The sequence below is a fragment of the Pyrobaculum organotrophum genome (assembly GCF_055384425.1).
In genome coordinates this window covers 1,240,844-1,260,390 of sequence record NZ_AP042430.1, presented here as the reverse complement: position 1 = coordinate 1,260,390, position 19,547 = coordinate 1,240,844, and the positions used below count along the sequence as shown (strand labels likewise).

Genomic DNA, 19,547 nt, shown 5'->3' with positions numbered 1-19,547 from the left:
AAAAGTCTCAACGTAACGACAATCAATGAGAGCTGTCGCTCTGCTTAAGGTGGGCCGCGACTACGGCGTAACTTTTCTAGACCTTAAAATTGCGGGTCTTAGAGAAACTGATACAAAACTTGCTAAATACACTGAGGAACTTGAGATGATACAAAATGATCTCATCGGAATTATGCCAAAACTAAAGGAAATGTATGTCTTAGATATAACACTTGAAGATACAATGGGGAGGAGGTATATAGCTAGATTCTACACCTACGGGGGAATTGTATATTATGCCATCCTGATATCTCCAAAAAGTACCATGGGAACTGTGCTTAAGAAATTAACGCAACAAGGTTGGAAACTTCTTATACTAATAGAGAGGAAAGCTGTTAAAAAGAGCGCTAGCGAGACAGACGTTCGATAAACTCTAAAAATCCCGTCTTCTCTGAATATTCAAGCCAATCTACTCTGTCGCTTCTACACCGCTTAGTTATACATCGTTTTAATACCTCAAATGTCTCCTCTGGGCTTCTTAATGTTACATCTATCTGGAATACTCTATGCCATCTTTCACTAGCAGATGTATAAACTATGTCTAAAATCTCGGCCCAAACATTATCCACTACCTTCTTAAGAGGCCACCCCCTGTTTAACAACTCTTTGAAAAGGACGTCTGGCGCTTTGCGCAACACTATAACAATTTTTGGATCTGGAGACACTTCTACTACGTGTGTATCTATGATGCTTCCAGGCCTTGTCGCTTTATATACGACCTCCTTTGCCCCTTCTAAATCTACTATTTCGTATGTATCTAGCTCTGGGATATATTTCACATATGGCGTATTTATCAACAACTCTCCCACAGATATGCACCACGTCGAGAAATACGCCGCAAGTTTTCTACACTGGCTAGTTTTTCCAACTCCCGGCGTGCCTGTAATTAGGGCCTTAGGGCTTTGTCCTTCTGATGTCACGTGGAAACGGCACTACATCTCTTATATGATCCGCGCCCGTAATCCACATAACTAGGCGGTCAACGCCAAGGCCAAAGCCTGAGTGTGGAACTGAGCCATACCGCCGTAGGTCGATATACCATTGGTAATCCTCAGGGTTTAGCCCGAACCGTATTATTTTATCTATAAGTTCCTTTGCGTCATAAATCCTCTCGCCGCCGCCAATAACTTCTCCATAGCCCTCTGGCAGAAGTACGTCAAAACTTAGCGTCACTTCAGGCCTTTGGGGATTATTTCTATGGTAGAAAGCCTTTAGTTTTTCAGGAAATCCATACAAAATAATCGGCTTGTCAAACTCTAGCGTTAACGCTCTTTCTTCGTCTGCACCTATGTCGTCGCCCCAATTTATATTCAAGCCTTTTTTTCTCAAAATCTCTATTGCCTCATCGTAACTAACCCTATAAAACGGCGGCTTGGCCTTTTCTAACGCTTCAGTCTTACGTCCCAAGAGCTTAAGCTCTTCTCCCCTCTCCTGTAAGACTTTTTCGACTGTAAAACTTATGACTTCCTCGCCTACGCGCGCGGCGTCTTCCATACTTGCCCACGCCATCTCCATTTCTGCATGCCAAAACTCTGTGAGATGTCTTCTCGTTCTAGAAGGCTCAGCTCTAAAACTAGGCGCTATTGTATATACTTTTTCAAGACTATATATGAGGGCCTCTAGATAAAATTGTGAGCTTTGTGTTAAATATACCGGCCGTCCAAAGTAATCTACTCTAAAGAGCGTCGCACCTCCTTCTACTGCAGCAGTTATAAACATGGGGGCTTGTACTTCATAGAAACCGTTTTTTCTAAAGTAGTGGTGTAACGCCTCAAATACTGTATGTCTAATTTTCAGGACTGCTTGCATTTTTCTACTTCTAAGCCATAAATGTCTTACGTCTAATAGATATTCGCTATCTGCAGTTACGGCATCTTCATTTATTGGATACGGCTCTCCTATATAAACCCAATCTATGCTTTCAACGTGCAATTCTACGCCTCCAGGAGCTCTCGGCTCTTTTACCAACAACCCACTTACCACAATAGAGGACTCTATATTGAGCTCTTCGGCTATTTTAAACCGATCTCTCGGAAAGACAAGTTGTATAATTCCTGTCGAGTCTCTAAGCACTACAAACACCTTCTCTTTTAACACCCTTTTCCGATACACCCAGCCTCTAACTGTAACGTATCCAGTGCTGAGCTTTATAGCCTCAGATATTGGAATGGCTTTCTTAAACACCTCCATCACGTCTGTAAAGGAGCTTCTTTAAAAATTCCAATTATGACCCCGCCCTCACATTCGGCGGTCTGTTTTCCCACGTAGTCTCCCTCTTGGTAACGTCTCTTTTTCTCAGTCCCGTCGCCGCAACGAACTAATGTAAATATCTCTGCTGGTCTCTCTCTGTCTCTAGTCGCTGTCACTCTCCAGAACATGTACATAAAGAACAGCAATACTAACAGGGATGTTATAAGTACAACGAGGTAATCCCACACATTCATTTTCTGCCTGCGAGATATCCGGCTTTTACATAGTCTTCATCTCCGTACCCCAGTGCAGTTAAAAGTTCGTATAGCGCCTTGACTCCGCTTATGGCTACTGACCCGGACTCAGCCTCACCTGCGGCAGTGGCGGCGTAGCGCATATCTTTTGCAGCATTTCTAATAGTAAACGTCGGTTGTCCGCTGCCTAACATTCTATCAATATAGCGCGCCGCCACTTCTTTAAACACAGTCATAGACAAAAGTTCTTTAAACACCTCGGGTTTAACGCCGTATTTAACAGCCAGAGAAAGAGACTCGCCTAATGTAGCCACTGTAGAAATCAGTAGAGAATTAAAGGCTAGTTTAAGAGCGGCGGCTTTTACGTTATCTCCAACGTAAAACAACGTGCCAAATTTCTCAAGCGTCGGCCTGAGTTTTATATATAACTCATCGGGGGCGCCTACGATATATATAGCGTCTCCTCCTTCCACATTGCGCGGACTGCCTACTACCGGCATGGCAAAAACTCTCTTTTCTCCTAGCGTCTCCACCGCTTTTTTAATAGCACCGATAGAATATGTGCCACAAAGCGCTATGTAATCACCGCCGATATTTGGGAGCACGTTGAAGAGGGCGGTATCGTCCGCGACAAAAATAGCCACAAATCCTCTTGCCTCCTCTGGCTTGTTTATAGCTTTGCCAGGCGCGTCTTTAACCTTCTCTCTAGTTCTATTCCACCAATATACATTATAGCCTAGCGATGCAGCGCGTTTTGCAAACGCCTTACCCATATTTCCCATGCCAATGATAGTTATATCCATATGGCGGGGACTGTACAAGTTTATATTTCTACATCCCTCTGCTACTGTGCTTTTACTACGTACAGATCCCCTTAAGCCAGACGCCGACGTAATTAGATTTGCCGCCGAGGTGTTAAAAAGAGGGGGCATAGTGGCGGCGCCCACAGAGACTGTCTACGGCCTTTTTACACATGCATATAGCGATATGGGGTGCGCCAAGGTTTTTAAAGCCAAGGAGAGACCTCCCGACAATCCCTTGATTGTCCACGTAGACTCGGTAGAAATGGCCGCACAAATCGCCTACATTCCAGAGGAAATTGTAGACGTACTCAGGCGCATATGGCCCGGCCCGATAACACTTGTAATGAAGTCTAGAGGGGCCGTCTCACGTTGTGTAACCGCCGGCTTAGATACTGTCGCAGTCAGAGCGCCGGCACATCCTATACCTCTGGCAATAATAAAAGAGTTAGAAGCTCCTATAGCAGGCCCTAGCGCAAATAAGGCGGGGAGGCCCAGCCCGACGACTGCAGAACATGTCGTCGAGGATTTAAATGGCGAAGTCGACGTAATTATAGACGGGGGGCCTACGTTTTTCGGTGTCGAATCGACAATTATAGATATTACTAGAAAACCGCCTATCCTCCTCCGCCCAGGCCCCTTTACAGTTGAGGAGCTTGAGAAGTATTTTGGGCCTGTGGAGATACCACCCGTCGCCCGCGGGCTTATTGAAACAGATGTGGCGTTAGCCCCCGGCATGAAGTATAAACATTATGCGCCAAATACGCCGCTTGTAATAGTCCATTTTGACCTCTCTCTGGCAGTTGAAACGCTAAGGTCTAAAGGGCTTAAAGTAGCTGTGTTATGTGCAACTGGCCGGTGTACTAATGCAGATGTTGTAATAAAAATGGGCGATGATTTATACGAAGTTGCTAAAAACCTCTATAGATCTCTTAGAGAGTTAGATAGATTTTCTGTAGATATTGGAGTTGTACCTGCTGTTGAAGAGACAGGCATTGGTCTCGCTATTATGAATAGGCTTAGAAAAGCTTCTGGACATAGAGAGGCTTTTAACCTAGGCCAATTGTTAAAGTATGGACTGGCTCAGCCAGTTTTTTGACGATATATATCTCGATTTTATACAACATTATAAAGGCGAGTGGGAGTCAAAAACTGAGGCGTTGTTTATACAACGCGCCCTCCGTATTGAGCCCGGCATGAGAGTATTAGATGTCGCTTGCGGACATGGGAGACATATGGCGTATATGCCTAAAGATACTGTAGTTGGCGTAGATATAAACCTGAAGTATCTAGAGATTGCGAAAAAACATGGAGATGTTGTACAAGCAGATGTAAGAAGCCTCCCGTTTAGAAAAGGAGCTTTTCACGGGGCGTATATAATGCACTCTACATTTGGCATGTTTGGCGTTGAGACAGAAGTAGAGATTTTAACTTGGCTCTCTGGCATATTAAAACAAGGCGGACGGCTGTTAATCGACGTAGCAAATAAGGAGAAGATTGAAGACATATACCACTCTCTAGGCGAGGTGTGGAACTTCTGGATCTCGGCAGGCCCCTATAGAGTCTTAAGTACGGCATATTACAACCCTCTTACCTCACGTATTAGAGAGGTGAGACATATATACAAGAGCGGGCAGTATGTCGGCGAGAGAGTACTCGAGCTTACTTTATACAGCCTTGGCGAGTTACGTGTAATGTTTTCAACAGTCGGCTTTTCCATTGAAGATATTTATGGCGGTTTCAACGGCGAAAAATATGATAGACACGCAGATAGGCTTATCGTAATCGCTGTAAAAACCGGCGGTATATCAAGGGCGTTAAAAGAAGCTGTCGTATGGAATGTGTAGCTTAAAACTCACGTCGGTTTTCTAACTTATGGATATCTTAGCTTTTCAAAACGCGGCCGACCTCATAACAGAGTTAGAGAAAGTGGGAGTGGTAAAACAGGTAGAAGAGCGGGTTTTTCCAGATGGCGAGGTCTTAATTCGTCTCCCAGAGACAGGTCCAGAAGTCGCACTTGTCCTTCGGCTCTATCCCAGCGTCAATGACAACATAATTAAATTGGTTTTAGCGCTTGACGCGCTTAGCGATATAGGCGTGCGTAAAGTGGTTTTGCTAACGCCATATTTCCCATATGCCAGACAAGATAGGAGGTTTAGAACAGGAGAGCCGATCAGTTCTAAGACTATTCTCAAGCTGTTGGCTAATTACCCCGTCTTCACTATTATTACGCTAGATCTACACAAGCCTTACATTGCCGAGTACGTACCGCGTATTACTACAAGAAATATATACCCAGCCGTAGAGTTTGCTGAAAGACTTAAAGACGTAGACATAGTACTAAGCCCAGATTTTGGCTCTGTCTACCGTGCTGAGGCTATAGCAAAAATATTGGGGGTGTCATATACATACTTCGAGAAGTATAGAGATAGAGACACTGGAAGCATCACACTTGTCCCACGCTATGATGTTAATCTCAAGGGTAAAAACGTCGCCATTGTCGACGATATATTATCGACAGGGGGCACTTTAGTAGACGCTTGTAAATCTGCGCGGGCGCTTGGCGCAAATAAAGTATATGCCGCAGTAACCCATTGCCAACTTCTCAGAGATGCTAGAGAAAAAGTGAGGGGGTGTGTTGACCGCTTAATATGTACCGACAGTATACCTAATGAATTTGCAGAAGTGAGGACTGGCCCTATTTTGAGAAGAGAGTTGGAGCGTCTCCTATAATCTCCAATATCGGCCGACGTAGCTCTTGACCTCCTTTATAATTTCTTCAAACTTCTCTAAGGTGTGTACGTCTGTAGAAGTTTGGCTTTCGCCTGGGGCAAACTCCCCAGTGTCTGCTAGTCTAATGAGAGCTTTTGTACCTCTTCTTATCACCTCACGGTTGTAGCCGCCTTCAAGTAGAAATATTACAGGCTTCTGTAGACGTAATACTGTTTCAAAGACGTAGAGGTAGCTTTTAAGCGATAGTCTCATATCGGCTAGGGGATCTTCCTTATGCGCATCCCAACCTAGTGAGATTATCACAAGACGGGGGTTGTATTGTCTCAACACAGGTGTTATAATCTCGTCAACTACTTTGATGTACACATCGTCGCCAGTATGAGGCGGCAGTGGGATATTTATATTGTAGCCCTCCCCCTTGCCCTCTCCCACCTCTTCGGGATATCCCGTGCCTGGGTAGAGCGTGAGCGGATGTTGATGTGTAGAGATATACAACAGATCTCTGTCATATAGTATTTCCTGTGTGCCATTACCGTGATGTACGTCTATGTCTAATACGGCTACTCCCTCTTCTCCATAAAGTGCGCCTATAGCAGCTGTATTAAAGATACAAAACCCTTGACTTGGCGCAGAGAGAGCTCTACCGGCAATCCCGGCGTGGTGACCCGGCGGTCTTGCCGCAATTAACGCCGTCTCTTTTCTCTCCACTGCGTTTATAATCGCGGACACGGCTAACGCTGCGGCATCGCATGTACCGCTTGATATGTATGTATCGCCGTCGATTTCGGCATGTCCTTCTCTACAAAGTCTACGTACTAACTCTACATAGCTCTTGTCGTGTATAGACTCTATAATGTGCCAGACGTCTTCGCGCATAACGGGCTCCTTTATCTCGGCCCCGGCCTCCCGAGCCCCCTCTAACAAGTGGTCTAGTCTATCTGGCGCCTCTGGATGTCTAAACGGCGGCGTGTGTTTTTTAAATATTGGCGAATAATACACAAGCATAAGTCTATCAGATAAGACATTATTTAAGCCTTCAGTTAGATTTAAAAGTTGTATAAAGTGTGTCTATTTTGAAAAGAAAGAAGAAAGAAGAGGAGGAAGACGATTTAGAGAAAATTCTTTCTGAACTGAAGGAAAATGATGAAGGCAACGACGTCACTACTGTCACTATTCAAATAGCTGGACTTAAGGAGTTGACTAAGGCCATACAAGAGTTAGCTGAAGCTATGAAGAAATGCAATAGCTAAACTTTGAGAAACTCCTCTACTTTTTTTAAAATCCTCCCTAGGGCGTCTTCCAACATCCTTCTCCCCCTTTCGGCTGAGACTTCTCCAGATTTGAGACAGCCAACGATGCCGCTTTTCGAAAATTTATCTACAGACATCTTTCCGAATAGGGAGGTGTCCCCCTCGCATATGTCGACTAAATCGCCTGTTAGTTTTCCGCCTATTGCAAGATATATACTAGTTTCGTCACTACCTGCGTGATCTCTTACAAAGATGTGCGACCAAACTTTTATGGCTAATACCCGGGGCCCCAGCTCGTAGTTTAATTGTTGCGCCAAGAGACTAACGGCTTCCCACACTCCGCCGTGGCCTACCACAGCTACTACCTTGCCACATTTCTCTACTGCAGATCTAAGCACATCCTCTAGGTATGGTATGAGACTTCGGCACCTTACAGAAATCGTATTTGGAAACGCACGATGTTCGTCGCTACAGGTATACCAAATCGGAGGTAGTACCTGTGCCGTAATTTTTTCAGCTAATTTCAACGCTATATATTGCGCTATCTCTGTATCAACAGTAGGGGGGAGGTGGGGGCCGTGTTGTTCATATGAACCTATTGGCAATATACAGACCACACACAGAGATTTTGCTCATTTATTCTCTTCGCCGTAAACTAAAGTTTACAATACACAAGTATTTATATAATCGGTAGTTTACCACCATGTGCACGGCATCGCAGTGATTGAACTCAAAGGATATAGAGAGTGGACAGAAAGCTTGGGCCCCCGTAGGGAACATATAATCCAACAGATTCAAGCCAAGCTACACGCGACGCTTTGGAAAAGTTTTACCACAGTGGGGGCCCTGCCCCATCATTTTAGATACGACTTTTTTATAGCGCTTGTTAACAACATAAGTAGTGCAGCTGTAGAGTCAGCTGTTGCAAAAATAGCGAAACACTCCCCAGTACCTATAGACTTCTGTATAGGAACAGGCGACACTCCCTACAGCGCGTATCTAAACTGCAGAGGTAAAGAGGTAGAAGCTACAAGTTTCTCTATCGTAGCCCATATGGATATTGTAAATAGTACCAAGACTACAAAACTCAACGGTCCGTTAGACGTATATTCACACATAGTAAGGTTGATAGACACACTTTTAGATGTGTGTAAAGAATATGGATGTCTAGTTTTTTACCTAGGTGGAGATAACACAGCTCTCTTCTTGCCAACGCCTGATGTAATCAACGAAATTGTAAGAAATATAGATACAAGAGTTAGAGTGGGCGTCGGCGTGGCGAAAAAACCATACAACGCGTTTGTCAAAGCAACTAGAGGTCTTGACTACCTCCGGTCAACAAATAGAGAGGGGATAAAAATTGTGAAATGAGACCATACGTCTATCTAGTTGCCGCAACTACGATAGACGGTAGGATAGCTAGTTATACAGGATATTCACGTTTGTCATGTCCATACGATTTAAAAAGACTTCATTCGATAAGGGCTAGTGTAGACGCAATAATAGTGGGAGCAAATACCGCCATTGTAGACAACCCTAGGCTAACAGTGAGGTATGTCGAGGGAAAAAACCCGATGCGTGTATTGATAGACGGAGCGCTTCGCGCCCCCCTCACGCTCCGTATATTCGACTCCTCGGCGCCGACTGTTGTATTTACTACACATAAAGCGCCGCAAGACAAGATACATGAGCTGCAAAAACGTGGTGTGAAGATCTATATAACAGAAGGCGAAACAGTCGACCCCGCTTATGTGTTAGATACGTTATATAAACAGGGAGTGAGGAAAGTGTTACTAGAGGGGGGCGGCAGGACGAATTGGGAATTTCTCTCCAAGTGTCTTGTCGATGAAATCATTCTAACTGTAACGCCATATGTATTTGGAAGAGGGGTCTCCCTAGTAGAGGGGGCCGGATTTGCCACTACTGAAGATATGCCGTTTGCTCTTACGCTACATTCTATAAAGCTTTGTGAATGCGGCCAAGAGGTAGTGTTGAAATACCACGTATCTTGTAAACATTAGTTTACAGAAAAGTATATTAGCAGTGACAAAAGTTTACTTATGCCAATTGAGGAGGCCATTAAGGCTTTAAGAGAGGGACGCATAGTTATGATATACGACGGAGATGAGAGAGAAAACGAAGTAGATTTTGTCATACGTGGCGACGCTATAACTCCGTCGTTAGTGCGATGGTTGCGTAAAAACGCCGGGGGACTGCTGTGTTTTGTTACTACTGAAAAAGTGGGGAGAACCCTAGGCTTAGAATTCCTAAGCGAATATTACGGAAGAAGAGGCTATGTTACTAAGGCGCCATATGGCGATAATCCAGCGTTTATGGGATATGTAAATCACATCAAGACTAAAACTGGCGTAAGAGATGCAGATAAGGCGTTGACTATAAGAGAGCTAGCCAGAATTGTAGAGCTAGCTCTTAGAGACCCCGATGCGGCTTATGAAGAGTTTAGAAAGAACTTCTACCTCCCCGGCCATGTGCCGATTCTCGGCGGCAGAGTTGGAACAAGATGGGGGCATACAGAGCTTGCGCTTATATTAGCCAACGCGGCCGGGATACCTCCGGCTTTGGCTATAATAGAGGCGTTAGGCGATTATCAAGAAGCTATGCCACTAGAAGAGGCTAAAGAGTTGGCATCTATACTGGGGATACCTCTTGTCACAAGTAGGGAAATTAGACCTTTAGCTTAAGTTCCACGACCCGTCTGTCCATAAGCCTAGGGACTTTCTCCTTGCCCACGCCTTTATGGGCATCCATGATGCCTCCGGCGTGGGGTCATCGGGCATGGGGCTGGATGGCGCGCGGTCCTCCGCGAGCGTCTTCGGGGCAGAGCCCCTCATTTAGGGAGGGGCGTGTACATGTATTTAAGTCTTCTGCCTGTATTCACAGCAACCGCTTTCTGCTCATGCGGGGTTTCCACCGCAGAAGTCTCGGCCGTAGTCTCTTTAATGTCACGTAATATACTCTATCTTTACTGTCTCAACCTTGGCTTATGTTCTTTGTTTTATGGCTTAAAGTGTCTACGAAGTCTAAGCTTTATCTTTGTTAATTTAGTCTCCTTAACAAACTCGATAACATATGGAGCTAAACGTTTAACCTCACTTTTTGAAACTGTATGCCAAACTGGACATGTCCTATCTATATCTACTTTCTCTCCGTCGAAAATAAGTGGATATAAACGACATCCGATGGGCCTTATGTCGTACATCTTACACATCTTGGTGTCTGGGTCGTAGAATACACAGTGGCCATTCACGTTTTTCAGCCTATATACGCCGTCGCGCTCCTCTGCAAAATCCTCTAACTTATAGCCCTTTGATGTTATCCGCAGTATATCTTCGACAAGGAGCTCCATTTCAGTACCTATACAACAGATGCCACATTTAATACAGCGAAATTTTACCTCAAACCAACTGGCGTCTTCCCACATTGTTTACGACTCTTCAACAGTGGAAAAAATATTTTTTGAAATAAAACAGCGACAATGTGATATATGACGTTATAATAGTAGGAGCTGGGCCCGCCGGCTCTACGGCTGCGTTAATGGCAAGAAGACTCGGGCTAAAGACGTTGGTAATAGATAGGGCGCAGCCGCCGCGCGAAAAGCCTTGTGGAGGGGGGCTAACGCCACGTACGTGGAAACTCTTGGAGAGACTTGGCATAGAGTATCCTGTATATGGCTCTTGTAAAAGTATAGAGACTAGAGCGGCAGGCTATCGCCATGTGTTAAAAAAAGAGCCTATACTTATCACCAGAAGGCCGGACTTCGATTACGCCATACTTAAACAAAGCGGCGTAGATTTTATAAAAGACTATATATTAGGCGTAAGAGAGGGAGGTGTAGTTGGTAGAGCTGGCGAATACCAGGGCAGAGTTATAATAGGCGCCGACGGCTCGACAAGCGTAGTGGCAAAATCTATAGGCGTAAGAAATTTCCGCGGTGAGAAAAGCCACGCCATCGCATATGTGACAATCGCCAAAGGGCCTACTTCCGATATATGTGTGATAGACTTTGACGCCGTGGTAAACAATACTGGGAGAGTTGGCTACGCTTGGATTTTCCCCTTAGACCAAGGCGCTAATATCGGCGCAGGTGTGGGGTGGGGTAAATGGCTAGACCTCAGAAAGTTGGTTGTTGAATATGCAGAGAAAGAAGGCTATAAGCCAGGCCCAGTACTAGGCCACCCAATATCTCTAGGCTATATAGCCGGCTTGGGGAGGCGAAATGTAATACTTGCAGGAGAGGCGGCGGGTTTTGTCGACGCCACAACAGGAGAAGGCATCTATTACGCCATAGCAACTGGAGCCTTGGCAGCAGTAGCGGCATATACTGCGCTTAAGATATATGGCAATGCGAAATGGACTTTTGACGTATATAGCGAACTAGCTAAGCCATATGTAGAAGAAGTTAAAAAGACAAGATGGCTTTCACATATGGCGAGAACCCTCGGCACAAGGAGATGGGTAGTTAAACTATTAGGTAGGCGGTTGGTTGAGTTATATTCGAGAGTGTACACAGGCGAAGCAACCTATAGCCTAACGCTAAAACCTGTGGAAAGACGGCTAAAGCTCTAATTCTTTCAACTGTCTCAACACATACTCCCTAATCTCTATATCGCTGGGGATACCTCTCACAAGTTTTCCATCTTCTATCCACTTAATTAATAGAGGTTCTCCACAAGGCGGCGGCTCATCCCATCGCACAACTACATGTCTAGACCCACACTTATATATCTGCTTAAAACCAGGGAGTTTGCCCCTTTTGGTAATTGGAACCCACCTCCCCTCTACCTCAACCTCCACAATATCCATAGATAAGTCTACAGAAGGCGGAAAGGCGATTGATGTGCCGACGCCAAATCCATCAGCTATATCTCTTAACATCGCTATCTGAGACTCGTCTAACCCTCCGCTGACGAAAATCTTGACATCTTTATACCCATGTAGGTCTAGAGTCCACCTCACCTCCTCTACAATACGCCTTATGTTCCCACGTCTGCTACCCGGCGTGTCTAACCTAACGCCATAGAGTCGGTTTCCCAACAACCTAGCGGCTATCAAGGCCTCCTCTCTCTCGTCTAAAAACGTGTCTACAAGTACAATACGGGGTACGTCTTGAGGCATTGTCTTATCAAACCATAGCCAAGCAAGTGTGTGATCTCCCATCAACGCCCTAAAGATTATCATTAGGGCGTGGGGCATTGTGCCCGACGGTTTGATTCCAATCATTTCAGCCCCTAGTACTGTAGCCACGCCGTCGCAACCGCCTATATAGGCAGCTCGGTCGGCCATAGGTTGAACAGCTGGATGCAAAGCTCTGGCGCCAAAGAAAAGACATGTTTTATCGCCAGCTAATTTCTTAATACGCGCAGCTTTAGTAGATATACTTGAGTAATGACGTAAAATTCCTAAAATTGCCGTCTCTAATATTGCAAACTCTAAATATGGGCCCTCTATTACCATTACAGGCTCGTTTTCATAAAAGGCCGTCCCCTCCGGCAGAGCGTATACAGTGACCTTTCTATTTTTTAACAACTCTAGAACCTCCTTTAAGCCAGTAAACAACGCCCATTTATACCCCCTTGGGAGAGACGCTACGTGAAACTCGGCTCTTACTCTTACGTCAGAAAGACCGGCGTTTTTTAAAACTTCAACTGTCCTGAGAAAATATACATCTGCAGTCCTACCTAACGAAATGTCTTGAGGAGAAGCTACATGAAACATTAAAGATAAAGGTATTGCCGAGTTTTAAAATTGTGGAGCTTTTTCCATATGAGGAATTTAGGCCTTACCAACGTGAGATCTATGAGAAAACATACACTACCTTACTTACTGGGGGGACTCTTTTAATTAATGCACCTACAGGTCTTGGCAAAACAGCCGCAGTTATAAGCGCCGCGGCGAAATATATCTTAGAAACCGGCGGCGTAGTACACTATACAGTTAGAACAAGGACAGAGCTAGAGCCCCCCGTGAGAGAGTTGGCAAATATAATGAGGCGGGGAGTGGAGTTAGACTATGTAGTTATCAAGAGTAGACAAGACATGTGTTGTTACCAACAACTGAAGAAGCTCGACTACTTAGAGTTTCTGGCAGAGTGTAATCTCCTCAAAAGTATGGGCAAATGTATATACTATCCGCCAAGAGATGTAAGCATTCCCCTAAAAAACGTCTCGGCCTACATAAAGTTTCTCTGTACTGCATATAGTTGTCCTTATGAATATGCAAAAGCTAGGCTAAATCGTGCAAAACTCATAATTTCTACCTATTACTATATACTGGGACGAGAACATATAGATCTAAAAGATAGAGCTGTAATAATAGATGAGGCACACTCTATATTTGATGCAGTAATACATTTATATACAGTTAAAGTATCGGAAACAGATGTTAAATCCGCATATAGAGAGGCGAAAAAATACGGCTTTTTAGAAGAAGCTAGCAAAATATATGCCTTACTCACATTTATTAGAAAAATGTCGGGCGTTGTAGATTTAGGAGATCTCCTAGGCATCGTCGAAGATTTAGACCTAGAAAACGCCATATGGGAAATTATAAAGAAGAAAACAGATGAGAGGATAAATCCATATACGCCGTTGATACTACTTAGAGAGTTAAAAAATGCGTTGAAAAGCAGAATAAAATACTTCTCTGAGATACGCGGCGAAGATGCCACAAAAGTTTTAGTTCTCCAACCGCTTGACCCCACGTCGTTAGTAAAAGAAAAGCTAAAAGAGGCAAAAAGCGTTATTTACATAAGTGGGACATTGCCGATATCGCTTTTTTCTACAACTCTAGGTCTGATAAAATACAGCCACATAGATATATCATTTAGTGAGTACATCCCACGTCAAAACTATCTATCGATAGTAGATTTGGGCGTTACGACAAAATTTACAGAAAGAAGCGAGGATATGTACGTCAAAATAGCGCAGAGAATAGCCGATATAATCAACATATCTCCCGGAGGGGTCTTGGCGGTGTTTCCTTCATATGAGGTATTAAAAGGCGTTAGGAAGTACCTAAGTATTTCAATACCACATTGGTACGAGGGGAGCCAGGAGGTGGATTTACATAATCTCCCAGATAGATTTTTCATAGGGGCAGTGGCCAGAGGTAGATATGCAGAAGGCGTTGAGTATGTACGAGACGGAAAGAACCTCCTCAGTACAGTAGCAGTAGTCGGAGTGCCATATCCTGAGCCGTCGCCATATTTAGAAAAAAGAGTAGAGTCATTAAGGCCACGTCTGGGAGAAAAAGCGTGGAACTCTGTGTACCTCTATTATGCAATTATCGCCGTTAGACAAGCAATAGGCCGGCTATTTAGAGGACCTGGAGATAGAGGCGTATTGATATTTTTAGATAGACGCTATGCCGAACCAGATATATGGAGTAGTCTTTCAGATATATTAAGCGGTTCTCTAATAGTAAACGAGCTAGGCGAGGCCAAAGAGAATATTATACACTTCTTCACCTCCGTGTTAAAAGTCGCCAAATAGCTACAGCAATTATAATAATCGCAGCATTTGTACCGGCTATTGAAATAGCGAGTAAAGAAATACCCAAAGTCTCATTAAATACTGAGAATACGGCAGTGATGACGCCCATTAACGCCGCCACCATTGCAATAATTATACCAACGAGGGGAAGCGGCTGAGTCTTCTCTGCCTGCTTCAAAGGTCTCTTAGTTATCTGCGTCTCTTGTTGGGGGGCCAACGGCAGAGGAGACGGAGGGGGGGTTGTTCTCTGAGTTCTAACAGTAGCTGATGGCATTGGATAGCCCGGCGGGGGAGGCGGCGGCGGGATTGGCTGTTGATACTGTATAGGCGGGGGAGGCGGAGGAGGAGGTGGTATTGGCTGCACAGGAGGTGGCCGTGGCGGAGGTGGTCTTCTAAGCGGCTTCTCTTGCTCCTTATCATCTACGGCCATACGTTCCCCTATGTCTCATTATATAAATGTTTCTACAACTGCTTAAATACGCCAACGCGTCTTGATATGTGATTTTGATTGTTGCCGAAAAGAGGTCTGTAGCTCAAGCAATCGCCAGATATCTAGGGGGGACGTATAAAGTGGAAAAAATCTATGGAGTATCTGCCTATAGGTTTCTATATAGCAATAGAGAGGCCGTGGCGCTTGGCCTCAGCGGCCATATCATGGACTACGATTTTACAGCTAGACAAAACGTGTGGAGTTGGCTACCTCCAGAAGAGCTCTTTAAGACAAGCCCCATACTTGTCCTCCGAGAAGAGGCTATTAAATACGTAAGAGCGCTTAGATCTCTAGCTCGTAAAGCCGAAGAAGTCTACCTAGCTCTTGATGCCGATTCAGAAGGCGAAGCAATATCGTATGAGGTTGCGCTAGTGGTAAGACTTGTAAATAAAAATGTAAAGATATACAGAGTACGTTTTAATGCTGTCACATATAAAGATATAAAAATGGCATTTCAAAATCCGACAAAACTTGATTTAAAACAGGTAGAGAAAGTTTTTTCAAGAATGCAAATAGATCTAACACTTGGTGCTGTATTTACGAGATTTTTAACTCTGACTGTGAGAGATTTGTTAGAGAAAGGCCAATTCTTGAGCTACGGCCCTTGTCAAACCCCCGTTCTCGGCATAGTCGTCACCAGAGAGCTACAACGGAGAAACTTCAAGCCTGAGAAATACTATGTAATTAAGGCCGTCGTTGAAATAAGAGGCTATAAAATCGAGATGTCAGCTGATGTTAGATTTAAAACTAGGAAAGAGGCCGAGGCCGTTGCGACTACAATTAAACGCGGCGTTGTAAAAACCGCCATATATAGACCACATTATATACAACCTCCCGAGCCTCTAGAAACCGTAGAATTAGAAAGGAGAGCAAGCAGATGGCTTGGGATAAACTCCAAGAAAACTCTCGACATAGCCGAAGAGCTCTACCGCGCGGGGTATATATCATACCCTAGGACAGAGACAACTATATATCCACCAACGTTAAATTTACGAGAGATTTTACAAGAGTTAATAAGGGGAGAGCATAGCCGGTATGTAGAAGAGCTTCTACTACGTGGTTTCAGGCCTACTAGAGGAGATTCAGACGATGGGGCACATCCGCCCATTTATCCAACAAAAGGAGCTACAAAAAGCGAGATATATAAGACCTTTGGAAAAATAGGCGATAACGCTTGGGCAATTTACGACTTTGTAGTACGTCACTTTTTGGCCACTTTAAGCCCGCCAGCGCAAGTTGAAAAACAAAAGATTGTCGTAGATTTTGGAAAAATACAGCTTGAGGTAGAGGGCCAGAGAACAATAGACGAGGGCTACTGGAGGATATACCCCTGGGAGAGACAATCTGATAGGCCTCTTCCACGTGTATATGTCGGCGACGAAGCACATGCAATTAAAGTGGAGGTAGTGGAGCGAGAAACCGAGCCCCCTCCGCCGATGTCAGAATCCGAGCTACTCGCCTTAATGAAGAAATATGGCATAGGCACAGATGCCACAATGCAAGACCATATCTATACCAATATAAAGAGAGGTTATATGAAGCTCCAAAAGGGTAAATGCATACCTACAAAACTCGGGGAGACTCTGGCAATAACGTTGTTTCAATATACGCCGGAGCTTATAGAGCCCACAGTACGCGCCAGAATAGAAAGAGCCATACAGGGCATTGTTAAAAACGGCATTTCTCCCAACAGGTTAATTCAGGAGATAAAATCTGAATTTGAGAAGTATTACAATGATCTTAAGAAACATAGAGATGAAATAAGAAGAGCCCTAGAAACGGTTTTAAACTCTAAAGCTAGGGAAAGGAGTGGAACATATTGAGGTACACCCTTTTGTATGGAAGGCGGGGCCAGACACGTTAATAGAGACCCCACCAGGTTTTAAATGGGTGGCGATAGAAATAGCCCGTAAGACTGGGGCGACGGTATCTGGTAGACCGGTATGGGGTGCGTGCGACGTAAGACCAGACCCACGCTTTAGGAAGATATTCCACTTGGGACATAGCGTGCCCCCCAATGTAGCTTATCTCCTACAGAAAAATCTCGGCGGCGAAATAGAGAGAGTAGAACAAGACTTTTACAGATTTAAAACCGGCGGTACAGAGATTTACTTCATTCCTGTGTACTACAAGCCGCCTCCAGATCTCCCGAGGCTTGAGAAAGTGGGAAAGATATACTTCCCACTGCCCTATAGGAAAATAGCAGAGGTAATACACAAAGAGACGGGGTTTCCTATTGCTAGAGACCCCGTCACGGGATGTTGGGTCGGGGAGCAACCTGGCGACGTAGCATATGTAGTGTCCACAGGGCTTTTCTACCCGCTTACGTTGAAATTCTTTTACCCAGATACAACAGTTTATCTAGTAGATCCATTTCGCAGAGAGGTCAAAGATATTGAGCCAGAGTTTATGAGATTGATAAAACTGAAGGCACGCGCGCATATATCTACGCCAAAGCGTGTCGCCGTGTTGTTAACTACGAAGCCAGGCCAAAGACAAGATGACAAAGCTTTGGAACTCTCGTCACAGGGACTAGTTATGGTACTACTAGATGAGATCTCCCCGGAATATATTGACGATTTACAATTTGACCTAGTTGTAAATACTGCATGCCCACGTATAGGTATAGATGACATAGATAGAATCAAAACGCCGATTTTGAACTACTATGAATATAAAAGAGGCGTCATTGATCCAAGACTTTCAATTAAGCTTATATAACAGAGAGAAGAGAAAGCCTCATGCGCCCCCTTTCAAAGAGTGGCGCCCCGGCCCTCTCCCGGGGGGCTCGGGGCCCGTCTCCGCCAGACGCCTTCGGCGGGCGGGGCGGAGGCGAGAGGGGCCGGCCGTGCCCGGGCAGACGGGCGCGGCTGATCGGCCGTACCCCCAGGGCCGGGGGATGTGGTTCATGTGAGAGAAATGTTACGAGCTTAAAAGTGTGAGGGGTGCCGGGACGGAGGAAAAAGCGGGTTGTTTTGTCTTCTGGAGGATTTCCCAGTATCTCCTCTTTGCCCACAACAACGGGATGTTATCTCTGTGGTCTGAGAAGCCGCAGGCGGGGCAACGCATTATGCGTTTTCTCCCTTCCTCCATCTTCGCGCCACACCTCGGGCAGACCGTGCTGTAGAGTCGCTCCTCAAGGTACGGTAGCCCATACCACTGGGCGAGCGCTTGCAAACGGCGGCGTAGTTGGCCCAATCCATCGTAGAGGTGCTTCTTGTCACCTTTCTCGTTGCTCTGCTTCCTCTCAATATACGTCTCGTAGTCCATCACATCTACTACAATGGCAGCGTTATGCTCTCTCGCCAATTTTACAATTTCGCTTGCGGTCTGCTCTACAATGCCCCTTATCTTCCTAAACCGCTTGGACTTGAGGTAACGCGCTCTGCTTTCGAGAAAACTCCTTCTGGCGGGATCGGTCTCCCTTGTGGCTCGCGCATCGAGACGGCCTATCCTCTCGTGGAGTCTCCACAACTTTTTGACCGCGCGCTCGTCTAGTAGTCTCTTCCGCTTGACGATCTTGCCGTCTTTTACAACGCCCACCATTATGCCGTGGTCGAGACGGTTCACGTCGACAACGACAAGCGCCCTGGGCTCCACCGGCGTCGCCTCTCTAGCGAACACCAGGGCGATGTACAAGCCGCCGTAGGTCGGCTCCTTCTTACCCCTCCGCTTCTCTATGCCAAGGAATGCCAACTTGAGTTTGGCGTCTTCCTGTAGTCTCTTCCTTATCCAAGAGATGTCGCTTTTCTTTAACTTGACGGTAAAAGGCGGTATGCCCAACTTCCGTACTCTGAGGACGCCGTTTTTCAAATCGACGAAGACCGCCTTACTCGTATCTCTCTCGTTCCCAACTCTAAGCTGGGCGTTTAGCGGAACCGCCCGGTGGAACAACACATCACGCCAGAAGAACTTAGCCCACTCTGCGATATATCTCTTAAGTCCGTACTTGGGGAACACCTCCTCAATTATCTTGACAGCCAGCTCCCGTCTGTCTGGCGTGAGGAGTCTGTCCAACTCCTCCATCGTCAGCTTCGGCTCCTCTTGCTCCGTGATTTCTTTAAACAATGTTTTGACGTACTCCTCCGCCGCGAGGCGCATCCTTACGGCGAGGTCAAGGACGTCGGGGCGTTCCCTGACGAGACGCCACGGTATCTCCGCTTTCAACATCCTATATACTTGGCTCATATGCATACAGGGCGCGAGGGAGAAAAGCTAGGTGTCGAGACCCCGTTGTGGGCGGGTAGGGCGCCGGTCTTGGGGAAGGCTATAACGGGGGA

22 protein-coding genes are annotated in these 19,547 nt (G+C 45.4%); 12 read left to right on the top strand and 10 right to left on the bottom strand.

Annotation, left to right across the window (positions count from 1 at the left end; all coding sequences use genetic code 11):
- Positions 1–25 precede the first annotated feature (25 nt).
- Positions 26–409: a hypothetical protein gene (locus tag ACZ49R_RS07710; RefSeq protein WP_464732589.1), complete on the top strand. Its 384-nt coding sequence runs from the start codon at positions 26–28 to the stop codon at positions 407–409.
- Here ACZ49R_RS07710 and ACZ49R_RS07705 read toward each other — a convergent pair.
- Genes ACZ49R_RS07705 through ACZ49R_RS07690 form a run of 4 tightly spaced genes read right to left on the bottom strand, consistent with a single transcriptional unit; the run spans position 387 to position 3,286 of the window.
- A complete protein-coding gene (locus tag ACZ49R_RS07705) occupies positions 387–959 on the bottom strand; it encodes an adenylate kinase family protein (RefSeq protein WP_464732588.1) in 573 nt (190 codons plus the stop codon). The two genes, ACZ49R_RS07710 and ACZ49R_RS07705, sit on opposite strands and share 23 nt — an antisense overlap.
- Positions 934–2,229 (bottom strand): asparagine--tRNA ligase, encoded by a 1,296-nt coding sequence (gene asnS, locus ACZ49R_RS07700; RefSeq protein WP_464732587.1) that lies wholly within the window; start codon positions 2,227–2,229, stop codon positions 934–936. The genes ACZ49R_RS07705 and asnS overlap by 26 nt, the downstream gene beginning before the upstream one ends.
- Complete coding sequence (locus ACZ49R_RS07695; protein WP_011762131.1) at positions 2,229–2,483, bottom strand: hypothetical protein; 255 nt, start codon at positions 2,481–2,483, stop codon at positions 2,229–2,231. Before ACZ49R_RS07695 ends, asnS begins: the two co-directional genes overlap by 1 nt.
- Positions 2,480–3,286, bottom strand: a complete 807-nt coding sequence (locus tag ACZ49R_RS07690; RefSeq protein ID WP_464732586.1) for an NAD(P)-dependent oxidoreductase — start codon at positions 3,284–3,286, stop codon at positions 2,480–2,482. Before ACZ49R_RS07690 ends, ACZ49R_RS07695 begins: the two co-directional genes overlap by 4 nt.
- A gap of 46 nt (positions 3,287–3,332) precedes the next feature.
- On the opposite strand from ACZ49R_RS07690, the gene ACZ49R_RS07685 reads away from it, so the two are divergent.
- The 3 genes from ACZ49R_RS07685 to ACZ49R_RS07675 are packed head-to-tail and all read left to right on the top strand — an operon-like array spanning position 3,333 to position 6,016.
- Positions 3,333–4,382, top strand: coding sequence for an L-threonylcarbamoyladenylate synthase (locus tag ACZ49R_RS07685; protein WP_464732585.1), 1,050 nt, complete (start codon positions 3,333–3,335; stop codon positions 4,380–4,382).
- A complete protein-coding gene (locus tag ACZ49R_RS07680) occupies positions 4,357–5,130 on the top strand; it encodes a class I SAM-dependent methyltransferase (RefSeq protein WP_011762134.1) in 774 nt (257 codons plus the stop codon). Before ACZ49R_RS07685 ends, ACZ49R_RS07680 begins: the two co-directional genes overlap by 26 nt.
- 28 nt (positions 5,131–5,158) lie before the next feature.
- Entirely contained in the window at positions 5,159–6,016 is an 858-nt protein-coding gene (locus ACZ49R_RS07675; protein ID WP_464732584.1) for a ribose-phosphate diphosphokinase, read from the top strand.
- On the opposite strand, the gene ACZ49R_RS07670 is transcribed toward ACZ49R_RS07675, so the two are convergent.
- On the bottom strand, positions 6,011–7,021 hold the full coding sequence (locus ACZ49R_RS07670) for a histone deacetylase family protein (RefSeq protein ID WP_464732583.1): 1,011 nt from the start codon (positions 7,019–7,021) through the stop codon (positions 6,011–6,013). The two genes, ACZ49R_RS07675 and ACZ49R_RS07670, sit on opposite strands and share 6 nt — an antisense overlap.
- A gap of 59 nt (positions 7,022–7,080) precedes the next feature.
- Between ACZ49R_RS07670 and ACZ49R_RS07665 the strand changes: the two genes are divergently transcribed.
- Positions 7,081–7,266 carry a hypothetical protein gene (locus ACZ49R_RS07665; RefSeq protein ID WP_011762137.1) on the top strand — a complete coding sequence of 62 codons (186 nt, stop codon included), beginning with the start codon at positions 7,081–7,083 and terminating at the stop codon, positions 7,264–7,266.
- Here the strand turns inward: ACZ49R_RS07665 and ACZ49R_RS07660 are convergent.
- The gene (locus ACZ49R_RS07660) at positions 7,263–7,883 is read right to left on the bottom strand and encodes a creatininase family protein (RefSeq protein WP_464732582.1); all 621 of its coding nucleotides are present in this window, start codon (positions 7,881–7,883) and stop codon (positions 7,263–7,265) included. The genes ACZ49R_RS07665 and ACZ49R_RS07660 overlap by 4 nt on opposite strands.
- Positions 7,884–7,971: 88 nt before the next feature.
- Between ACZ49R_RS07660 and ACZ49R_RS07655 the strand changes: the two genes are divergently transcribed.
- From ACZ49R_RS07655 to ACZ49R_RS07645, 3 genes are read left to right on the top strand one after another with little or no spacing between them, the layout of a single operon-like run.
- Positions 7,972–8,637 (top strand): GTP cyclohydrolase IIa, encoded by a 666-nt coding sequence (locus ACZ49R_RS07655; protein WP_464732581.1) that lies wholly within the window; start codon positions 7,972–7,974, stop codon positions 8,635–8,637.
- Complete coding sequence (locus ACZ49R_RS07650; protein ID WP_464732580.1) at positions 8,634–9,287, top strand: 2,5-diamino-6-(ribosylamino)-4(3H)-pyrimidinone 5'-phosphate reductase; 654 nt, start codon at positions 8,634–8,636, stop codon at positions 9,285–9,287. The genes ACZ49R_RS07655 and ACZ49R_RS07650 overlap by 4 nt, the downstream gene beginning before the upstream one ends.
- Before the next feature lie 39 nt (positions 9,288–9,326).
- Positions 9,327–9,968 carry a 3,4-dihydroxy-2-butanone-4-phosphate synthase gene (locus tag ACZ49R_RS07645; protein ID WP_011762141.1) on the top strand — a complete coding sequence of 214 codons (642 nt, stop codon included), beginning with the start codon at positions 9,327–9,329 and terminating at the stop codon, positions 9,966–9,968.
- Between the two features lie 314 nt (positions 9,969–10,282).
- Here the strand turns inward: ACZ49R_RS07645 and ACZ49R_RS07640 are convergent, their stop codons facing one another.
- Positions 10,283–10,708: a YkgJ family cysteine cluster protein gene (locus ACZ49R_RS07640; RefSeq protein WP_464732579.1), complete on the bottom strand. Its 426-nt coding sequence runs from the start codon at positions 10,706–10,708 to the stop codon at positions 10,283–10,285.
- A gap of 59 nt (positions 10,709–10,767) precedes the next feature.
- On the opposite strand from ACZ49R_RS07640, the gene ACZ49R_RS07635 reads away from it, so the two are divergent.
- Complete coding sequence (locus tag ACZ49R_RS07635) at positions 10,768–11,853, top strand: geranylgeranyl reductase family protein (RefSeq protein WP_464734107.1); 1,086 nt, start codon at positions 10,768–10,770, stop codon at positions 11,851–11,853.
- On the opposite strand, the gene ACZ49R_RS07630 is transcribed toward ACZ49R_RS07635, so the two are convergent.
- The gene (locus tag ACZ49R_RS07630) at positions 11,842–13,002 is read right to left on the bottom strand and encodes a nicotinate phosphoribosyltransferase (RefSeq protein ID WP_464732578.1); all 1,161 of its coding nucleotides are present in this window, start codon (positions 13,000–13,002) and stop codon (positions 11,842–11,844) included. The genes ACZ49R_RS07635 and ACZ49R_RS07630 overlap by 12 nt on opposite strands.
- Before the next feature lie 32 nt (positions 13,003–13,034).
- On the opposite strand from ACZ49R_RS07630, the gene ACZ49R_RS07625 reads away from it, so the two are divergent.
- A complete protein-coding gene (locus tag ACZ49R_RS07625) occupies positions 13,035–14,777 on the top strand; it encodes an ATP-dependent DNA helicase (protein ID WP_464732577.1) in 1,743 nt (580 codons plus the stop codon).
- Here the strand turns inward: ACZ49R_RS07625 and ACZ49R_RS07620 are convergent.
- A complete protein-coding gene (locus ACZ49R_RS07620) occupies positions 14,749–15,207 on the bottom strand; it encodes a hypothetical protein (RefSeq protein WP_464732576.1) in 459 nt (152 codons plus the stop codon). The two genes, ACZ49R_RS07625 and ACZ49R_RS07620, sit on opposite strands and share 29 nt — an antisense overlap.
- Positions 15,208–15,275: 68 nt before the next feature.
- Here ACZ49R_RS07620 and ACZ49R_RS07615 point away from each other — a divergent pair, with 68 nt between their 5' ends.
- Positions 15,276–17,090, top strand: a complete 1,815-nt coding sequence (locus ACZ49R_RS07615) for a DNA topoisomerase (RefSeq protein WP_464732575.1) — start codon at positions 15,276–15,278, stop codon at positions 17,088–17,090.
- Positions 17,077–17,988 (top strand): diphthamide biosynthesis enzyme Dph2, encoded by a 912-nt coding sequence (gene dph2 / locus ACZ49R_RS07610; RefSeq protein ID WP_464732574.1) that lies wholly within the window; start codon positions 17,077–17,079, stop codon positions 17,986–17,988. Before ACZ49R_RS07615 ends, dph2 begins: the two co-directional genes overlap by 14 nt.
- Positions 17,989–18,189: 201 nt before the next feature.
- Here dph2 and ACZ49R_RS07605 read toward each other — a convergent pair whose 3' ends face one another.
- Complete coding sequence (locus ACZ49R_RS07605) at positions 18,190–19,455, bottom strand: zinc ribbon domain-containing protein (protein ID WP_464732573.1); 1,266 nt, start codon at positions 19,453–19,455, stop codon at positions 18,190–18,192.
- Positions 19,456–19,547 lie beyond the last annotated feature (92 nt).